This is a genomic window from Elioraea rosea, assembly GCF_007644105.1.
Classification (GTDB): Bacteria; Pseudomonadota; Alphaproteobacteria; order Acetobacterales; family Acetobacteraceae; genus Elioraea_A; species Elioraea_A rosea.
In genome coordinates, this window is the sequence record NZ_VFAC01000004.1 from 1 (window position 1) to 16,006 (window position 16,006).

The following is a 16,006-nucleotide window of genomic DNA, read 5'->3' on the forward strand; positions in this document are numbered from 1 at the left end:
GCCAGGCGAGCGCGCCGCCCCGGGCCACGCCGACACGCGCCGCCGCACCTGCACGCCCGGCGGCGACACGGTCCCCGGTCACGCGCGAGCCGCTTCCGCCTGGCTGACGCAGCTTCCCGCGCGGGCAGGCTTCACCGAAGCGTCACGGAAGCGCGCGCGTCGCAGCGCGATCATTCGGCGCGTGTAGCCCGGGGCGACAGCGGAGGGCCTGGATGCGCGTGATCCTGTTCGGCTTCGATGGGTTGCGGCCCGACCTCGTGACGGAAGCAGCGTCGCCGAACATCTGCCGCGTGATCGCCGAGGGCACGCGGTTCGCCAATGCCCGCTCGGTGTTCCCCTCCGAGACGCGCGTTGCCACGCCCTCCCTCGCCACGGGCTGCCGACCCGCCTCGCACGGGCTCGTCGCCAACGCGCTCTACGATGCTGCCGCCGCGCCGGACCGCGTGCTGAACACCAAGCACGCGAAGGCGATGGATGCGCTGGTCGCCGCGCATGGAAGGCTGCTCGAGCGCCCCTCGCTCGGCGCAATCCTGCACGCGGCGGGGCGGAGGATGGACGTGGTGTGGACCGGAACGCTCGGCGCGGCACGCGCGGCCTTTCCCGAAGCCGGCGCGCTCGGCGCCTTCCGCTGGCACCCGGAGGAAGCGGTCGGCGCGGCCGAAGCCTTCGGGCCGGGGCCGGAGGCCGCCGTGCCGAACACACCGCGCGTTCGTCACGCCGCGCGGCTCTTCGTCGACCACGTGCTCGGCCTCCGCCGGCCAGACGTCGCGCTGTTCTGGGCATCCGAACCGGATGTCTCCTTCCACTACGAGGGCATCGGCGCGGCCACCTCGCGCGAGGCGCTGCGTGACGCCGATGCCGCACTCGGCGAGGTGCTCGCCTGGCGCGACGCGCAGCCCGACCGTGACGGGATCGTCGTCATCGCGATGTCGGACCACGGCCACGTGACGGGACAGGGGCGGATCGATCTCGTTTCGGAGTTGTCGCGCGCTGGCTTCGCATCCGGCAGGCGGCTCGCCGAGGAGACGCCGATCGCGCTCGGCGGCGGCGGTGCGCCTGGGCTCTGGGTGAAGGGCAGCGACGGCGCGACGATCCGCGCGCTCTGCGCCTGGCTGCAGGAGCAGCCCTGGGTCGGTCTCGTTCTCGCGCGCGCGGCGGAGGCGCATGGCCTCGCTGGAACCGTTCCGCTCGCGGCGCTCGGCGCGCTGCACGCTCGCTCGCCCGACCTTGCCTTCACCTTCGCCGGGTCCGATGAGCCCGACCAGTTCGGCCTTCCCGGCCGTGCCTTCATCGAGGTGGCCGACGTGCCGGAGGGCGGCGGCATGCATGGCGGGCTGCACCGGCGCGAGCTGGCGGCCTTCCTCGCGATGGCAGGCGGACCGGTTCCGCGCGGCCGGGTCGCTGCCTGCCCGAGCGACCTCACCGATATCGCGCCAACCATTCTCTCCCTGTTCGGCATCGCGCCCGAAGGCATGGACGGCGTGCCGCTCGCCGAGGCGCTCGGCGGCGCGGAGCCTGCGCCGGCACGGCGCTTCGTATTGCACGGCCATGGCGACGCGACGCTCGCGATGGACGAGGCGCGCGGACGCACCTATCCCGCCGGCACCGCTCACGGGTGAGATACTGGCGGGGCGCGCCGCGCGGTGCGATGCTCCCGCCCGTCCCAGCCCCCCCTGGAGCGATCATCATGCGACTGGTCATTGCCCTTGCCGCTGCGGGCCTTCTCGCATTCACCACGGCCGCAGAGGCGCAGACGCTGCGCATCGCCCTGTCCGCCCAGCCTACCTCGGCCGACCCGCACAATTACGCGCTGACACCGAACTCGACCCTGCGCGATCACATCTTCGACGGGCTCACGCAGGTCGATGCAGAGCTCCGCGTCGTGCCGGCGCTTGCGACGTCATGGGAGCGGCGCGATGACCGCACCTGGGTGTTCCGGCTGCGCGAGGGCGTGCGGTTCGCCAACGGTGCCGCCTTCGGCGCGCCGGATGTGGTGTTCAGCTTCTGCCGCATCCTGAACAACGAGACCGAGGTCGTCGGGTCCTTCTCGCGCGAGGTGAAGCGTCTCGCCCGCGTCGAGGCGGAGGGAGAGGGCACGGTGGTGATCACCACCGGCGAGCCGAACCCGCTTCTGCCGTCCGACCTTGCCTCGCTCGCGATCATCCCGCGCGGGCTCGCGAACCATGAGGGTTTGCGCTTCTCTGCCGATGGCTGCGGCGTGAAGGGCCCGTGGCCGACCATCGCGCAGTTCAACGACGGCACGGCCGCGATCGGAACGGGTCCGTATAGGCTCGTGCGGTTCACGACCGGGGGTGCGATCGAGCTTGCTCGGAACGACACCTACTGGGGCGAGAAGCCGCATTGGGCCGCCGTTCGGCTGACACCGCTGACGCAGGTAGGCCCGCGGCTCGCGGCACTTCTGGCCGGCGACCAGGACGTGATCGAGAGCCCGTCTACCGGCGACATTCCGCGCCTGCGGGGGAACCAGGCCGTGCGGCTCGCGGTCGCGCCGACGACGCGGCTGATCTTCCTGCAGCTCGACTTCCGCGAGCCCGCGCCCTTCGTCAACGGAGGCCAAGCGCCCAACCCGCTTCGCGACGTGCGCGTGCGCCAGGCGCTCTCCCTCGCGATCGACCGCGGCGCCATCGCCGAGCGAATCATGGATGGTGTGGCGACGCCTGCGGCGCAGTTCCTGCCGAACGGCATGCGCGGCACCATCCCCGAACTCGCCGTACTCCCTTACGACCCCGCGAGGGCGCGCGCGCTGCTCGCCGAGGCGGGGCACCCGAACGGGTTCAGCCTCACGCTGCACGCGACCAACAACCGCTACATCAATGACGTGCGCGTCATCCAGGCGATCGCGCAGTACTTCCAGCGGATCGGCGTGCGCGCGGAGGTCGATGCGATGCCGTCCACCACCTTCTTCCCACGCCGTGGCCGTGCCGAGTTCTCGGTGGCGATGGGCGGCTGGGCGGCGGGGGCAGAGGAGACGCTCCTGTTCTTCCGCGCCTGGATGATCAGCCGCGACCCGCCGAAGGGGCTCGGCATGAGCAACTACGGCGCATGGTCGAACACGGCGTTCGACCGCCCCGCCATCGCCTCGCTCTCGACGATGGACGATGCCGCCCGCACCGGGCTGATGCAGGAGGCCGGCAGGATCGCGCTCGCCGAGATGCCCGTGATCCCGATCCATTTCGAGAGCGGCGTCTGGGCCTTCCGCACGGGGCTGACATTCTCCGGGCGTGTCGATCAGACGACGCCGGCGATGGACGTACGCCCCGAATGAGCGCGCTCTCGAGCCTGATCGCCGAACGCCTCGCGCGCCCGGGGCGCGTCGGTATCCCGTTCGAGGACACGGGCAATCCCGATCGCAAGCTGACGCTCGAGGCCTACCGCGCGAACGCATTCCGGCCGGGCAGGCCGGTCGTGTTCGTCCAGCACGGCATGGGGCGGAACGGGGACGAGTATCGCGACTTCTGGATCCCGGCGGCAGACCGGCACGGGTTGCTGATCCTCGCCGTCACCTTTGGCGCCGAGGCGTGGCCGACGCCGGAGACCTACAACAACGGGCTCGTGTTCGACGAGGCTGGCGCGGTGCGGCCCCGCGAGGCCTGGGGCTACGCGGTGCTGCCGCGCCTGTTCGCCGCAGCGCGCGAGGCGGGGCTGATCATTGGCGATGCGGCGCACCTCTTCGGCCATTCCGCTGGCGCTCAGTTCGTCCACCGCATGCTGGCGACCTGCGGCGCTGGGCCCTTCGCGCCGGTGATCGCCGGCAATGCGGGATGGTACACGCTTCCCGAACTCGATCGCCCCTTTCCCGAGGGCCTCGGCGGGCTCGGACTCGGCGGGGATGCGCTGCGGCGCTTCCTCGCGACGCCGCTGACCATCCTCGCCGGCAGCGCCGACACCGAGACGAGCGGGCCGAGCCTGCCGAGCCACGCGGCCGCTCTGGCGCAGGGGCCGCACCGCTTCGCCCGCGCGCACGCCTTCCTCGAGGCGGGGCAGGCGGCGGCGAAGCGGCTCGGCATCGCCTGCGCGTGGCGTCTCGTCGTGGCCGATGGCATCGGCCACGATGGTGCCGCGATGTCACGCATGGCGGCGGGGTTGTGGTTCGACCGGCTCGACGCGGGCGAGGCCGCGGCGAAGTCGCGGGAAGGCGGGCTCGCGACCGTTCTTTGACGGTTACAACGCCTCTGCCGCGGCGCGCGCAGCGAGCGCGCGGATTCGCGCGACCATCGCGGCGATGCCGTTGCCGCGGTTGGCAGACAGGTTGCCGATGAGGTCGAGCTCCTTGAGGAACCGCGCGGCATCGGCGGCGAGAACCTCGTCCGGTCTCCGGCCGGAATAGATCCGCAGAAGCATCGCCACGAGGCCCGCGACGATCGCGGCATCCGAGGCGGCGGCAAGGTAGAGGCGGCCGTCGCGCAACTCGGAGGCGAGCCACACCTGGCTCTGGCAGCCCTCCACCTTGTGTGCGGCATCCTGCCACTCGGCCGGATAGGGCGGCAGCTTGCGGCCCCAGTCGATCACCATGCCGTAGCGGTCCATCCAGTCGTCGAAGAAGGCGAACTCCTCCGCGAGCGCCGCCATGGCGGAAGCGGCGGTGTCCTCCTGGGGCTGGACGAACGGGTCGGTCATACTCAGGCACATGGGCTGGAACGGGGCGGGCTCAATAGGCCATCCAGCCGCCATCGACCATCAGGTTCTCGCCGGTGATGAAGGTCGCCTCGTCGGAGGCGAGGAAGAGCGCCGCGGAGGCGACGTCCTCCGGCCTTCCGAGGCGCGGCCAGGGGGTGCGCTGGTGGCTGTACTCGACCCAGCGCGGCTCGATCGCCCGTCCCGTCTTGCCCGTCATGATCTTGCCGGGTGCGACCGCGTTGCAGACGATGCCGTGCTTGGCGTAGTCCACCGCGATCTGCCGGGTGATGTAGACGGTGCCGGCCTTGGCGACGCCGTAGGCGATGTTCTCCGGGCTCGCGACCATGCCGTGCTGGGAGGAGATGTTGACGATGCGGCCGCGCACGCCCTCTTCGTTCGGCTCCTGCCCGAGCATCACGTTCACCGCCGCGCGGCTCATCAGGAACACGCCCGTGATGCCGACGGCGAGCGTGCGGTTCCATGTCTCGAGGCTCGTGTCGGTCAGCGTGCCGCCGACATTGTAGATCGCGTTGTTGACGAGGATATCGAGGCGGCCGAACCGCGCGAGGGTCTCAACGACCGCGCCTTCGGCGGAGGCCTCGTCGGACACGTCGGTGCGCAGGAAGGCGACGCGGTGGCCCTCGCGCGCGAGGATCTCGTGCGTCGGCTCGCCGCCCTCGCGCACCTCCTCCGTCATGTCTGCGATCGCGATCGCTGCCCCTTCCGCGGCGAAGCGGCGGGCAATCGCGCGGCCGATGCCGCTCGAGGCGCCGGTGACGAGCGCGACCTTGCCGGCAAGACGACCTGCCATCGAGACTGTCCTTTCAGTAACCGAACGTTGCGAGAACGGGGAAATGGTCGGAGGGCCGGCGTTCGCGCGCGCCCTTGCCGTCGCCCTCGGTGAAGCGCGCGGCCAGCTTGTCCTGCACCTTGCAGGAGGCCTGGTGCAGCCTGACGGCGTTGCGCGCGACCATCAGCCGCGGCGAGACGAGGACGTGGTCGATCAGCTCGTGCACCTCCGCCCCGCCCTGGAGCGGATCGGAGAAGGTGACGGAAGAGGCCGCGCGGAGGATGTCGGGCTTCATCGCGTGGCGAAGCAGGAGGTCGGGCTCGAGGAAGGAGCCGACCATCTCGTCGAGGATGTTGTGCAGCAGGAACTCCGCCTCGAACAGCTCGCCGAACGGCCCGTCATTGAAGTCGCCGAGCACCACGAGCCCATGCGGCACATCGGCCATCATCAGGCGCAGGCTCACGTAGCGTCTGAGCGCGGCGACCTCCGCGGAGACCTTCTGGCGCACGTCGAGCGCATCGAGCATCGCCTCGGGTTCGCGCGCCTCCCATTGCGCCATCGTCTTCAGCTTCGAGAACTTCGACTTGAGGTGGACGTTGACGAAGGCGAGCCGCTTGCCGCCAGGCAGCGCGAGATCGACGCAGACGGGCTCGCGCGCGAACTGGTGGCGGCGACGATCCGCCACGCGGAAGCCCTGCCAGGGGTAGAAGAAGAAGCTTCCCGTCAGCGCCGCCATGCCTGGCGAGTCGGGCGGAACCACCGTGAGCCCGCCGGCGAGCGCGCGCCGGACGAGGATGTAGGTCGATTGCCATGTGGCGTTCGAGCCGACGACGGCGAAATCGTCATCGAGGAAGCGCGCGACGAAATGCTCGACCTGCGCCTTCAGCGGCGGGCCTTCCTGGATGGCGAGCACGTCCGGCTTCAGGGCGCGGATCACCCCGGCGATGCGGTCGCACAGGAGGGGCACGTCGGCGATCGGGTCGAGGCGGATGCTGCCGAGCGTGCGGCCGGCGAAGCGCGGCGGGATCGTGCCGTCCCAGTCCTTCCAGCGGCCGTTGAACAGGCCGACCATCCACTCGATGTTCCAGGTCGCGACCCGCAGCGTCGGCATCCCGCCCCCCTCTGGCCATGGCCACCGTAGTGGCATGCAGGGGCCGTCGGGAAGGGCGCTTGAAGTGGCCTGCACCTGCGCCCATGGTCAGGCGCATGACGACGAAGGACATGCTGATACGCCCGGACCCGGCCGACGCGCGGCTGACGCGGCGCGTCGCCGGCATCGATCAGTCCGGCGCGCCGGTCGAGACGTCGGTGACGGTCGAGCGGCCGCTGACGCTCTACCTGAACGGGCAGGAGATCGTCACGATGATGACGATCGGCGACTACCCGGAGTATCTCGCGCTCGGCTACCTGCTGAACCAGAACATGCTGCGGCGGGACGACGTGGTCACCGCCGTCGACTACGACGAGGAGATCGAGACCGTCGTCGTCCGCACCGAGCGGGGAACCGACTTCGAGGAGAAGCTGCGCAAGAAGACTCTCACCTCGGGTTGCGCGCAGGGAACCGCCTTCGGCGATCTGATGGAACGGTTCGAGAGCGTGACGTTGCCGGACGCCGAGCTCCGCACCTCCTGGCTCTACCGGCTGACGCATGCCATCAACACCATGCCCTCGCTCTATCTCGAGGCCGGCGCGATCCATGGCTGCGTGCTCTGCGAGCGCGATCAGCCGCTCGTCTACATGGAGGATGTCGGCCGCCACAACGCGGTGGACAAGATCGCCGGCTACATGTTCCGCCACGGCATCGAACCTGGAGACAAGATCTTCTACACCACCGGGCGGCTGACCTCAGAAATGGTGATCAAGACCGTTCAGATGGGCATTCCCATCCTCGTCTCGCGCTCGGGATTCACCGCCTGGGGAGTGGAGCTCGCGCGCCAGGCGGGGCTGACGCTTGTGGGCCGCGCGCGGGGGCGGCGCTTCCTCGCGCTCGCGGGAGAGAAGCGCATCGTGTTCGACCTCGACCCGGCGCTGGCGGAGGAGGAGCGCGCCGCGCATCGGCGGAAGGGCGCAGAGCGTGACGACTGAGCCTGTTCCTCCCACCCTGGGCGTCCTGCTCGCCGGCGGGCTCGCGCGCCGGATGGGCGGCGGCGACAAGGGGCTCCGCACCCTCGGCGGGCAGACCATGCTCGCCCGCGTGATCCTGCGCGTCGCCAACCAGTGCGATGGCCTGATCCTGAACGCCAATGGCGACCCCGCGCGCTTCGCCGGCACCGGCCTTCCCGTGGTGGCCGACGACGTGCCGGGCTTCGCCGGCCCGCTCGCAGGCATCCTCGCCGCGCTCGACTGGGCGGCGGCGAACCGGCCCGGCATCGAGTGGGTGGTGAGCCTGCCGACCGACAGTCCCTTCCTGCCGCGCACGCTCGTCGCGCGCCTGCACCGCGCCCGCGCCGCCTCCGGCGTGCCGCTCGCCTGCGCGCGCTCTGCCGGCCAGGCGCATCCCGTGATCGGTCTCTGGCCGGTCTCCTTGCGCGACGACCTCCGGCATGCGCTGACGGTCGAGCACATCCACAAGATCGACCGCTGGACGGCGCGGCACGGCATCGCCTTCGCCGACTGGCAGACCGAGCCGGCCGATCCGTTCTTCAACGCCAACACGGTCGGCGAACTGGCGGAGGCGGAGGCGCTGCTCGCCGCCCACCCGGAGCTTTAGCGACTTGAAAAACCGAACGATACGGCGCAACGATGTGGCCAGGAACGCCACCATCGGAACGCCGCCATGAAGGCCTTCATCGTCGCCGCGGTCATCGCCATCTGCCTCGCCGTCGCAGGCAACTACGTGCTCGAGGGCAACTTCCAGCAATACGTCGACCACGCCTTCTCGACGACCGGCGTGCGGCTCTGACCGGCCTCAGGCGAGGCCGCTGAACGGCAGGAAGGCGACGCTGTCGCCGGGCGCCACCTCGCGCACCTCCTCGCCAAGCTCGACGAACCCATCGCTTTCAACAAGCGACGACAGGATGCCTGCGCCCTCGCGCGGGAACTTGCGCGCTTCCGTCATCCCGTCCGGCGCGAGGGCGAGGCTTGCGCGCACGTATTCTCGCCTGCCCTCCTTCTTGCGATAGGAGAACGCCGCGCGCACCGCATAGCGCGGCAGCGGCCGCAGCTCTGCCCCCGCAAGGTGCAGGACGAGCGGGCGGACGATGTGGGCGAACGTCACCATCACCGCCACGGGGTTGCCGGGAAGCCCGACGAAGGCGGTTCCCGCAACCTGGCCCATGGCGACGGGCCGCCCGGGCTTGATCGCGAGTCGCCAGAGGAACAGCGAGCCGGCCTGCTCCACCGCCGCCTTCACGTGGTCCTCCTCCCCGGTCGAGACGCCGCCGGAGGTCAGAAGCAGGTCATGCTCCGGCGCGGCGGCGGCGAGCGCTTGAGCCACGGCCTCGCGCCGGTCGGGCAGGATGCCGAGATCGGTGACGCCGCAGCCGAGCGCGCCGAGCAGGGAAGCGAGGGTGAACCGGTTGCTGTCATAGACCTGCCCGGGTGCGAGCGTGGCGCCAGGCTCCGCGATCTCGTCTCCGGTCGAGAACACGGCGACGCGCAGCATCCGCCGCACGGGGAGCCGCGTGAGCCCGACGGAGGCTGCGAGGCCGACATCCTGCGGCCTGAGCCGTCGCCCGGCCGGGAGGATACGTGCCCCGCGCGCGACATCCTCGCCCGCCTCGCGCGCATTGGCCCCGCGCTTCAGCCCGGCAGGCAGCCGCACGCGCCCATCGGTCAGCGCCTCGGTGTCCTCCTGCATGAACACCGTGTCCGCGCCCTGGGGCATCGGCGCGCCCGTGAAGATGCGGATGGCCTCGCCGGCTCCGAGAGGGGGTACCCGCTCGGCCCCCGCCGCCACCCGCCCGGCGACGGGAAGCACGCTGTCGCCCTCGGCCGAGAGATCGGCATGGCGCACGGCGTAGCCGTCTACCGCGCTGTTGGCGAAGCCGGGCACGTCGAGCGGAGCGATCACATCCTCGGCCAGCACGCGCCCATGCGCGGCGGCAAGGCCGACCGTCTCGGCCTCTGCGATCGGGGCCAGCCGCTCGGCGAGGATCGCGAGCGCCTCCTCGATCCGTATCAGCGCGCCGCCGAAGGCGAAGCAGTCGTCGGAAAGCTGGGCCATGCCCCGCCCTCTCAGGCCGCACGCGGCCGCAGCCCGGCGGCGGCGGCGACGAAGGCGGCGATCGCCTCGACATCGTCGAGCGGCAGCACGGGGAGCGGGCAGCCCGGCACCGGCCCGTCAGAGGCGACGGCGACGACGGAGGGGTCATCGGCCCAGAGCGGCGGCTTGCCGACAGAGGCGCGCCAGACCTCGAGCTTGCGGTGCCCCTCCTTCTTGAAGCCCTCGACCAGGACGAGATCGACGGGCGCGAGCCGTGCGGCGAGCTCCTCGAGCGTCGGCTCGCGGGCGCCGCGGAGCTCGTGGATCAGCGCGTAGCGCGCGGCGGAGCCGACAAGAACCTCCGTCGCGCCGGCCATGCGGTGGGTGTGGCTGTCCTTGCCGGGCGTGTCGATGTCGAAGGCGTGGTGCGCGTGCTTGATGGTCGAGACGGTCAGGCCGCGCGCGACGAGGGCGGGGATGAGCCGCGCGAGAAGCGTCGTTTTCCCCGAGCCGGACCAGCCGGCGATGCCGAACAGCGTCATGGACGAAAGATGGGGGCTGGCGGAGCCTCTCCGCCAGCCCCCCTGAACACCGCTGCGGTGTGCCTCAGTCGGCCCCGGCGCCGCGCGCTCCCGTCGGCGCGCGGGCATCCCGGCTGCCGGCCATCACCTCCTCGACCCAGAGGCTGTGATGCTCCTTCGCCCAGTTGAGGTCGACCTGGCCGCTGCCCATCGCGTCGAAGGCGCCCTCCATGCCGAGCGAGCCGATGTAGATGTGCGCGAGGATGATCGCGATCATCACGAGCGCGATCACGCCGTGCAGCTGGGTGGCGAGCTGCATGCCCGACATGGTGGTCACGAACTGGAAGGGGAACATCAGGATGAACCCCGTCACGGCGATGGCGCCACCGCCGAGCACGACCGACCAGAAGATGATCTTCTGCCCGGCGTTGAAGCGCCGCGCCGGCGGGTGGCCGTGGCCGATGAGCCCGCCGCCTTCGGCGAACCAGCGCACGTCCGTCGCGCCGGGAATGTTGTCGCGGATCCAGATCACGAGCATCAGCAGGATGCCGAGCGTGAAGGGGAAGGCGAGGAAGTTGTGCGCGAGCTTGCCCCACTGCGACCAGGTGGTGAACGCCTCCGGCCCCATCAGCGGCAGGAGCAGCTCGCGCCCGAAGCTGATGTTGAGGCCGGTGATGCCGAGCACGATGAACGTCGTAGCCGTCAGCCAGTGCACGAAGCGCTCGAAGCCGTTGAAGCGCTCGATCGTCCGGCCCGAGGGCCCGCCATCGATGCGGATCTTGCCGCGCATGGCATAGAACAACACCAGCACCACGAGCATGCCGCCGACGGCGATGGCGCCGATCCACTTCAGCGTGGTGCGCCAGAAGTGCTGGAACTCGCGCCCCTCCGGCTGGATGAGCGTCGCCGCGCGCTGGTCCGGGATTGTGATCCGGCCGCGCACGTCGCCTTGGAGGTAGTTGAACAGCATCTGCTCGCTCGCCTGCGCCGGCGCGGAGGGCGCGGGCGCCTGGGCGTGTGCGGGCGTCGTCGCGCCGGGCGCGGCGATCGCGAGGGCGAGCGCGAGCATCGTCCCTGCGAAGGCCCGGCGCAGCGTTCGGGTCAGTCCTGTCATGCGGTGCTCCTGCCGCTCGGAGGCATCGCGCCCCCTGACCATGTCGTCAGCCCGGCTCAGCCGGTCGTCATTTCCTTGTACGCGGTGCGCCAGCCCCAGGCGCCGGACCCGTAGCCGCGGCGCGTCACGCGCTCGGCGTAGATCTGGGCGATGATGTCGCCGTCTCCGGCGAGCAGGGCCTTGGTCGAGCACATCTCGGCGCAGAGCGGCAGCTTGCCCTCGGCGAGGCGGTTCGAGCCGTACTTGGCATATTCCGCCTGCGTACTGTCCGCCTCCGGGCCGCCGGCGCAGTAGGTGCATTTGTCCATCTTGCCGCGCGTGCCGAAATTGCCGAGCCGCGGATACTGTGGCGCACCGAACGGGCAGGCGTAGAAGCAGTAGCCGCACCCGATGCAGAGATCCTTCGAGTGCAGCACCACGCCGTCTGCCGTGGTGTAGAAGCAGTCGACCGGGCATACCGCGGCGCAGGGCGCATCGGTGCAGTGCATGCACGCCATCGAGATCGAGCGCTCGCCCGGCTTGCCGTCATTGATGGTGACGACGCGCCGACGGTTGATGCCCCAGGGAACCTCGTGCTCGTTCTTGCACGCCGTGACGCAGGCGTTGCACTCGATGCACCGGTCGCTGTCGCAGAGGAACTTCATGCGGGCCATGGTTGTCTCTCCCCTTCCCTACCCGCTCACGCCGCCCTGATCTGGCAGAGGGTGCACTTGGTTTCCTGCATCGCCGTCACCGGGTCGTACCCGTAGGTCGTGACCGTGTTCACGCTCTCGCCGAGCACGATCGGGTCGGTTCCCTGCGGGTATTTCCGCCTCTGGTCCTCCTGCATGAACCAGCCGGCGAAATGGAACGGCATGAAGGCAACGCCGCGGCCGACGCGGTCTGTCACCAGCGCCTTGACGCGGATGTGCTTGCCGGCAGGCATCTCGGGTCCGTTCACGAGCACCCACTGCCCGTCGCGGATGTTCCGCTCGGCTGCGTCCTGGGTGTTGATCTCGACGAACATGTCCTGTTGCAGCTCGGCCAGCCACTTGTTCGAGCGCGTTTCCTCGCCGCCGCCCTCGTACTCGACGAGGCGGCCCGAGGTCAGCACGATCGGGAAGTTGCGCGCGACGTTGTTCTGCACCGCGCGGTCCTGCACCGTCTTGCCGATGTTGCGCACCCGGAGCGCCATGAAGTTGTCGCGCGTCGGGTACTGCGCCACGAGGTCCGGCCGCGGGCTGTAGATCGGCTCGCGGTGCACCGGGATCGGGTCGGGCAGGTTCCAGGCATTCGCCCGCGCCTTGCCGTTGCCGAACGGGATGCAGCCATGCTCGAGCGCGACGCGCTGGATGCCGCCCGAGAGGTCGGTCGACCAGGCGACGTTGTCGGGGTTGGCGCCGCCGATGCGCTCGATCGTCGCGCGCTCCTCGGCGGTCAGGTCGGAATCCCAGCCGAGCTTCTTCAGCACGCCGTAGGTGAACTGCGGATACCCGTCCTCGATCTCCGAGCCCTTCGACCAGCTTCCCTCCGACAGCAGCGTCTCGCCGTTGCGCTCGACGCCGAATCGCGCACGGAACGTTCCGCCACCATCCTTCACGTGGAGGTTGGTGTTGTAGAGGATGTGCGTTCCGGGGTGGCGGTACTGCGGCGTGCCCCAGCAGGGCCAGGGCAGGCCGTAGTAGTCGCCCCTGATCTCGGCCGGTGCGTTCTCCGGCGCGCGCAGCGTCACCAGATCGAACGCGCCCTGGTTCGCCATGTGCGCCTTCAGGCGCTCGGGGCTCTGGCCGCAATAGCCGGTCGACCAACCGCCGAGGTTGATCTCGCGCAGGATGCTCTCGGCCTCCGGCTCCTTGCCGTTGACCTTGATGTTCTTGAACATCTCGGTAGCGAAACCGAGCTTCTCCGAAAGGCGGTAGATGACCTCGTAGTCGTTCTTGCTCTCGAAGATCGGCTTGACGACCTGCTCGCCCCACTGCAGCGAGCGGTTCGAGGCCGTGCGGCTGCCCGAGCATTCGAACTGCGTACAGATCGGCAGCACGTAGGTGTTCTCGCGCCGGTTGGCGAGCACGGCGAAGGTGGTCGGGTGCGGGTCGGCGATCACCAGAAGGTCGAGCTTCTCGAGGCCCGCGACCGCCTCCGGCATGCGGGTGACGGTGTTGCCGCCATGGCCGAACACCACCATGCCGCGGAAGTTCGGCTGGCCCGCGATCAGGTTCGCGGTGTCGCCCGAGCCGGGCTCGAGCGTCGTCGCGTCGAAATAGCGCGTGGTGGTGATGCCGGGCATCTCCATCATCCGCTTCCGCGCCGCGTCATCGGCGTTGCCTGGGCCGAACCGGCCGCGGAGATAGTCGTAGGAGACGTCCCACACCCGGCCCCAGTGCCGCCAAGCGCCCTCGTCGAGCCCGTAGTAGAGCGGCAGCGTCGTCACATCGAGGCCGAGGTCGGTCGCGCCCTGCACGTTGCAGTGGCCGCGGAAGATGTTCGCCCCCGTGCCGTTCGAGCCGACATTGCCCGTGGCGAGAAGCAGGATGCAGGCGGCGCGAACGTTCGCGGTGCCAACGGTCTTCTGCGTCAGCCCCATGCACCAGATCAGCGTCGCCGGCTTCTGCTTGGCGAACATCTCAGCCACCTTGCGCATCTGCGCGCCAGGCACGCCGGTGACCTTCTCGACCTCCGCGGGGGTCCACTTCGCGACTTCGCGGCGGACCTCGTCCATCCCGTACACGCGCTGGCGGATGAACTCCTTGTCCTCCCAGCCGTTCTCGAAGATGTGCCAGAGCAGGCCCCAGAAGACGGGGATGTCGGTGCCGGGCCGGGGCCGCACGTACTCGGTCGCATGCGCGGCCGTGCGGGTGAAGCGCGGGTCGATGACGATCAGGTTGGCGCGGTTGATCTCCTTGCCCTGCAGCACGTGCTGCAGCGACACGGGGTGCGCCTCCGCCGGGTTCCCGCCCATGATGATCATGGTCTTGGAATTGCGGATGTCGTTGTAGCTGTTCGTCTGCGCGCCGTAGCCCCAGGTGTTGGCAACGCCCGCGACCGTCGTCGAATGGCAGATGCGCGCCTGATGGTCGACGTTGTTGGTGCCCCAGAAGGCGGCGAACTTCCGGTAGAGATACGCGCCCTCGTTGGAGAACTTGGCCGAGCCGAGCAGGAACACCGCGTCGGGGCCGGATTGCTGGCGGATCTCGAGGAGCTTGTCGCCGATCTCGCTGATCGCCTGGTCCCAGTTGATGCGCGTCCACTGCCCATTGACGAGCTTCATCGGGTACTTCACCCGACGGTCGCCGTGCACGAGCTCGCGCACCGAGGCGCCCTTGGCGCAATGCGTGCCGCGGTTGATCGGGCTTTCCCAGGCCGGCTCCTGGCCCACCCACACGCCGTTCTGCACTTCCGCGATCACCGTGCAGCCGACCGAGCAGTGCGTGCAGATGTTCTTCTTGAGCTCGACGGCGACGCCGGGCTGCATGGGCCCGGCCTCGGCCTTCCTCACCGTGCCCGCGCCGAGCGCGCCGAGCGCGCCGAGCCCGCCGGCAACGACGCCGGACCTCCTGAGGAAGCCTCGGCGATCGGTCGCGCCGCCCGAAAGTCCGGCGAAGGACGCGGCAAGCCCGCCGCGCGCGGCCCTGCCCTCGCTGCGCTTGATCAGCATCGCGCCTCTCCCTCAGTGCTCGTAGCGGTTGGTGCGGTAGAAGGCCTGCACGTTCGGGCTGTCGGCCTTGTAGCGGGCCTTGCGCGCCTCATCGCGGCTCTCGCGCGCAGCGGCCGGCGTGGCCACGAGCGGCGTGGCGGCCGCGGCGGCGCCGGCGGAAAGCCCCAGGGCCTTCAGGAAGCCACGCCGCGCGGGCACGGCTTCGCCTTGCTTCTTCGTCATCGTCCCTCGCTCCAAACCAGTCCGTTCCAGCACCCGGGAAACCTTCGCAGCGGCACGGAGGGGCAGAACCCCTCAGGCCGGCAGCGTGGCCGCCTCGGTCTCGATCGCAGTGAACACGGCCCCGAGCCGGCCGACGGCGCGGTAGAACCGCGCATGCTCGGCCGCCTCGAGGTCGGAAAAGAACTTCGCAGCCCAGGGCTCGACATGGCGCGCGTAGAAGCGCCGCGCCTCGTCCGCTCCGCCCGCCGGGTCGCTGCCGAACTCGCCGCGCAGAAGCCCGGCCATGATCTCGGCAAGCGTGGCGATATGGTCCTCCGGCTCCGCGACGCCCTCGGCGCGCGCGATGCCAAGACGGTCCATCTCGGCACGCAGCTTCGCAAGCGGGCGCTCGTGCAGGAAGCCGGTGAGGTAGTAGCTCGCATAGGGCAGGAGCTCGCCGCGCCCGAGCCCGATGAAGAGGTCGTGGAACTCGCGCGCGACTGCCGCGGCGTCGACCGAAGCGGCGGCGGCGGAGAGTGCGCCGCGCGCGGCGCCGAGCGCCGTGTCGTCGCCGCCGATCGACGCCAGGCGACGCAGCAGCGCGACATCGGGTGCGCGCGCGAGAAGCGCCGCGAGAAGCGACCAGTGCTGCGCGCGCATCGCATCGACCGCGTCCGGCTCATCGGCCTCCGCACCCGGTGCCGGGTAGAGGTCAGGACGCAGGATGGTGCGCGCGACGCCGCTGGCCTGCTCGACCATCAGCACACGTTCGGCCGGAACACGTTGCCAGTGCGACACGGAGGGCTGAGAAATCCCGAGACGGCGCGCAAGCTCACTCACCCCGCCACAGGCGCGGATCGCTTCCTCGAGGCCAGGTTCTCTCCCGGACGACACGACTCCCTCCATGCCCGGAGGCTATGACTGAGCGAGGCGCAGGGTCAATAGGAGTTGACTATGCCGCGAG

At 70.2% G+C, this 16,006-nt stretch carries 17 protein-coding genes; 7 read left to right on the plus strand and 10 right to left on the minus strand.

What is annotated here, in order from left to right; translation table 11 throughout:
• The 4 genes from FIF60_RS21900 to FIF60_RS04380 all read left to right on the plus strand — a co-directional run.
• Nucleotides 1-187, plus strand: a 187-nt coding sequence (locus FIF60_RS21900; RefSeq protein WP_204251107.1) for a hypothetical protein, incomplete at its 5' end; no start/stop codon positions are given.
• Nucleotides 188-212: 25 nt separating this feature from the next.
• Complete coding sequence (locus FIF60_RS04370; RefSeq protein WP_144184243.1) at nt 213-1,619, plus strand: alkaline phosphatase family protein; 1,407 nt, start codon at nt 213-215, stop codon at nt 1,617-1,619.
• Between the two features lie 68 nt (nt 1,620-1,687).
• Entirely contained in the window at nt 1,688-3,286 is a 1,599-nt protein-coding gene (locus tag FIF60_RS04375; RefSeq protein ID WP_239451487.1) for an ABC transporter substrate-binding protein, read from the plus strand.
• Nucleotides 3,283-4,179: an alpha/beta hydrolase gene (locus tag FIF60_RS04380; protein WP_144184245.1), complete on the plus strand. Its 897-nt coding sequence runs from the start codon at nt 3,283-3,285 to the stop codon at nt 4,177-4,179. The genes FIF60_RS04375 and FIF60_RS04380 overlap by 4 nt, the downstream gene beginning before the upstream one ends.
• 3 nt (nt 4,180-4,182) lie before the next feature.
• On the opposite strand, the gene FIF60_RS04385 is transcribed toward FIF60_RS04380, so the two are convergent.
• The 3 genes from FIF60_RS04385 to FIF60_RS04395 are packed head-to-tail and all read right to left on the minus strand — an operon-like array spanning nt 4,183 to nt 6,539.
• Nucleotides 4,183-4,638 carry a SufE family protein gene (locus tag FIF60_RS04385; RefSeq protein ID WP_144184247.1) on the minus strand — a complete coding sequence of 152 codons (456 nt, stop codon included), beginning with the start codon at nt 4,636-4,638 and terminating at the stop codon, nt 4,183-4,185.
• Between the two features lie 31 nt (nt 4,639-4,669).
• On the minus strand, nt 4,670-5,449 hold the full coding sequence (locus tag FIF60_RS04390; protein ID WP_144184249.1) for an SDR family NAD(P)-dependent oxidoreductase: 780 nt from the start codon (nt 5,447-5,449) through the stop codon (nt 4,670-4,672).
• 13 nt (nt 5,450-5,462) lie between these two features.
• A complete protein-coding gene (locus FIF60_RS04395; RefSeq protein ID WP_158639058.1) occupies nt 5,463-6,539 on the minus strand; it encodes an endonuclease/exonuclease/phosphatase family protein in 1,077 nt (358 codons plus the stop codon).
• A 95-nt stretch (nt 6,540-6,634) separates the two neighbouring features.
• Here FIF60_RS04395 and FIF60_RS04400 point away from each other — a divergent pair, with 95 nt between their 5' ends.
• The 3 genes from FIF60_RS04400 (at nt 6,635) to FIF60_RS22250 (ending at nt 8,330) form a co-directional block, all read left to right on the plus strand.
• On the plus strand, nt 6,635-7,513 hold the full coding sequence (locus FIF60_RS04400) for a formate dehydrogenase accessory sulfurtransferase FdhD (RefSeq protein ID WP_204251108.1): 879 nt from the start codon (nt 6,635-6,637) through the stop codon (nt 7,511-7,513).
• The gene (mobA, locus tag FIF60_RS04405; RefSeq protein WP_144184255.1) at nt 7,503-8,138 is read left to right on the plus strand and encodes a molybdenum cofactor guanylyltransferase MobA; all 636 of its coding nucleotides are present in this window, start codon (nt 7,503-7,505) and stop codon (nt 8,136-8,138) included. The genes FIF60_RS04400 and mobA overlap by 11 nt, the downstream gene beginning before the upstream one ends.
• A gap of 66 nt (nt 8,139-8,204) precedes the next feature.
• The gene (locus tag FIF60_RS22250; RefSeq protein WP_275426711.1) at nt 8,205-8,330 is read left to right on the plus strand and encodes a hypothetical protein; all 126 of its coding nucleotides are present in this window, start codon (nt 8,205-8,207) and stop codon (nt 8,328-8,330) included.
• A gap of 6 nt (nt 8,331-8,336) precedes the next feature.
• On the opposite strand, the gene moeA is transcribed toward FIF60_RS22250, so the two are convergent.
• From moeA to FIF60_RS04440, 7 genes are all read right to left on the minus strand, one after another.
• The gene (moeA, locus tag FIF60_RS04410) at nt 8,337-9,593 is read right to left on the minus strand and encodes a molybdopterin molybdotransferase MoeA (RefSeq protein WP_144184257.1); all 1,257 of its coding nucleotides are present in this window, start codon (nt 9,591-9,593) and stop codon (nt 8,337-8,339) included.
• Nucleotides 9,594-9,604: 11 nt separating this feature from the next.
• Nucleotides 9,605-10,114 (minus strand): molybdopterin-guanine dinucleotide biosynthesis protein B, encoded by a 510-nt coding sequence (gene mobB, locus FIF60_RS04415; protein WP_144184258.1) that lies wholly within the window; start codon nt 10,112-10,114, stop codon nt 9,605-9,607.
• A gap of 64 nt (nt 10,115-10,178) precedes the next feature.
• Nucleotides 10,179-11,207, minus strand: a complete 1,029-nt coding sequence (locus FIF60_RS04420; protein ID WP_144184260.1) for a formate dehydrogenase subunit gamma — start codon at nt 11,205-11,207, stop codon at nt 10,179-10,181.
• 56 nt (nt 11,208-11,263) lie between these two features.
• A complete protein-coding gene (gene fdh3B / locus FIF60_RS04425) occupies nt 11,264-11,860 on the minus strand; it encodes a formate dehydrogenase FDH3 subunit beta (protein WP_144184262.1) in 597 nt (198 codons plus the stop codon).
• 26 nt (nt 11,861-11,886) lie between these two features.
• The gene (locus FIF60_RS04430; RefSeq protein WP_144184264.1) at nt 11,887-14,841 is read right to left on the minus strand and encodes a formate dehydrogenase subunit alpha; all 2,955 of its coding nucleotides are present in this window, start codon (nt 14,839-14,841) and stop codon (nt 11,887-11,889) included.
• A 12-nt stretch (nt 14,842-14,853) separates the two neighbouring features.
• Nucleotides 14,854-15,063, minus strand: a complete 210-nt coding sequence (locus tag FIF60_RS04435) for a twin-arginine translocation signal domain-containing protein (RefSeq protein WP_144184266.1) — start codon at nt 15,061-15,063, stop codon at nt 14,854-14,856.
• A gap of 72 nt (nt 15,064-15,135) precedes the next feature.
• Nucleotides 15,136-15,936, minus strand: a complete 801-nt coding sequence (locus FIF60_RS04440) for a molecular chaperone TorD family protein (RefSeq protein WP_204251109.1) — start codon at nt 15,934-15,936, stop codon at nt 15,136-15,138.
• Between the last annotated feature and the right edge of the window lie 70 nt (nt 15,937-16,006).

What these genes read in the sequence shown, in the direction of transcription:
- FIF60_RS22250 (WP_275426711.1), top strand. Translation starts at nt 8,205, where the DNA reads ATGAAGGCCTTCATCGTCGCCGCGGTCATCGCCATCTGCCTCGCCGTC.
- FIF60_RS04375 (WP_239451487.1), top strand. Translation starts at nt 1,688, where the DNA reads ATGCGACTGGTCATTGCCCTTGCCGCTGCGGGCCTTCTCGCATTCACC.
- moeA (WP_144184257.1), bottom strand. Translation starts at nt 9,593, where the DNA reads ATGGCCCAGCTTTCCGACGACTGCTTCGCCTTCGGCGGCGCGCTGATA.
- mobB (WP_144184258.1), bottom strand. Translation starts at nt 10,114, where the DNA reads ATGACGCTGTTCGGCATCGCCGGCTGGTCCGGCTCGGGGAAAACGACG.
- FIF60_RS04435 (WP_144184266.1), bottom strand. Translation starts at nt 15,063, where the DNA reads ATGACGAAGAAGCAAGGCGAAGCCGTGCCCGCGCGGCGTGGCTTCCTG.
- FIF60_RS04430 (WP_144184264.1), bottom strand. Translation starts at nt 14,841, where the DNA reads ATGCTGATCAAGCGCAGCGAGGGCAGGGCCGCGCGCGGCGGGCTTGCC.
- FIF60_RS04385 (WP_144184247.1), bottom strand. Translation starts at nt 4,638, where the DNA reads ATGACCGACCCGTTCGTCCAGCCCCAGGAGGACACCGCCGCTTCCGCC.
- FIF60_RS04370 (WP_144184243.1), top strand. Translation starts at nt 213, where the DNA reads ATGCGCGTGATCCTGTTCGGCTTCGATGGGTTGCGGCCCGACCTCGTG.
- fdh3B (WP_144184262.1), bottom strand. Translation starts at nt 11,860, where the DNA reads ATGGCCCGCATGAAGTTCCTCTGCGACAGCGACCGGTGCATCGAGTGC.
- FIF60_RS04400 (WP_204251108.1), top strand. Translation starts at nt 6,635, where the DNA reads ATGACGACGAAGGACATGCTGATACGCCCGGACCCGGCCGACGCGCGG.
- FIF60_RS04420 (WP_144184260.1), bottom strand. Translation starts at nt 11,207, where the DNA reads ATGACAGGACTGACCCGAACGCTGCGCCGGGCCTTCGCAGGGACGATG.
- FIF60_RS04395 (WP_158639058.1), bottom strand. Translation starts at nt 6,539, where the DNA reads ATGCCGACGCTGCGGGTCGCGACCTGGAACATCGAGTGGATGGTCGGC.
- FIF60_RS04390 (WP_144184249.1), bottom strand. Translation starts at nt 5,449, where the DNA reads ATGGCAGGTCGTCTTGCCGGCAAGGTCGCGCTCGTCACCGGCGCCTCG.
- FIF60_RS04380 (WP_144184245.1), top strand. Translation starts at nt 3,283, where the DNA reads ATGAGCGCGCTCTCGAGCCTGATCGCCGAACGCCTCGCGCGCCCGGGG.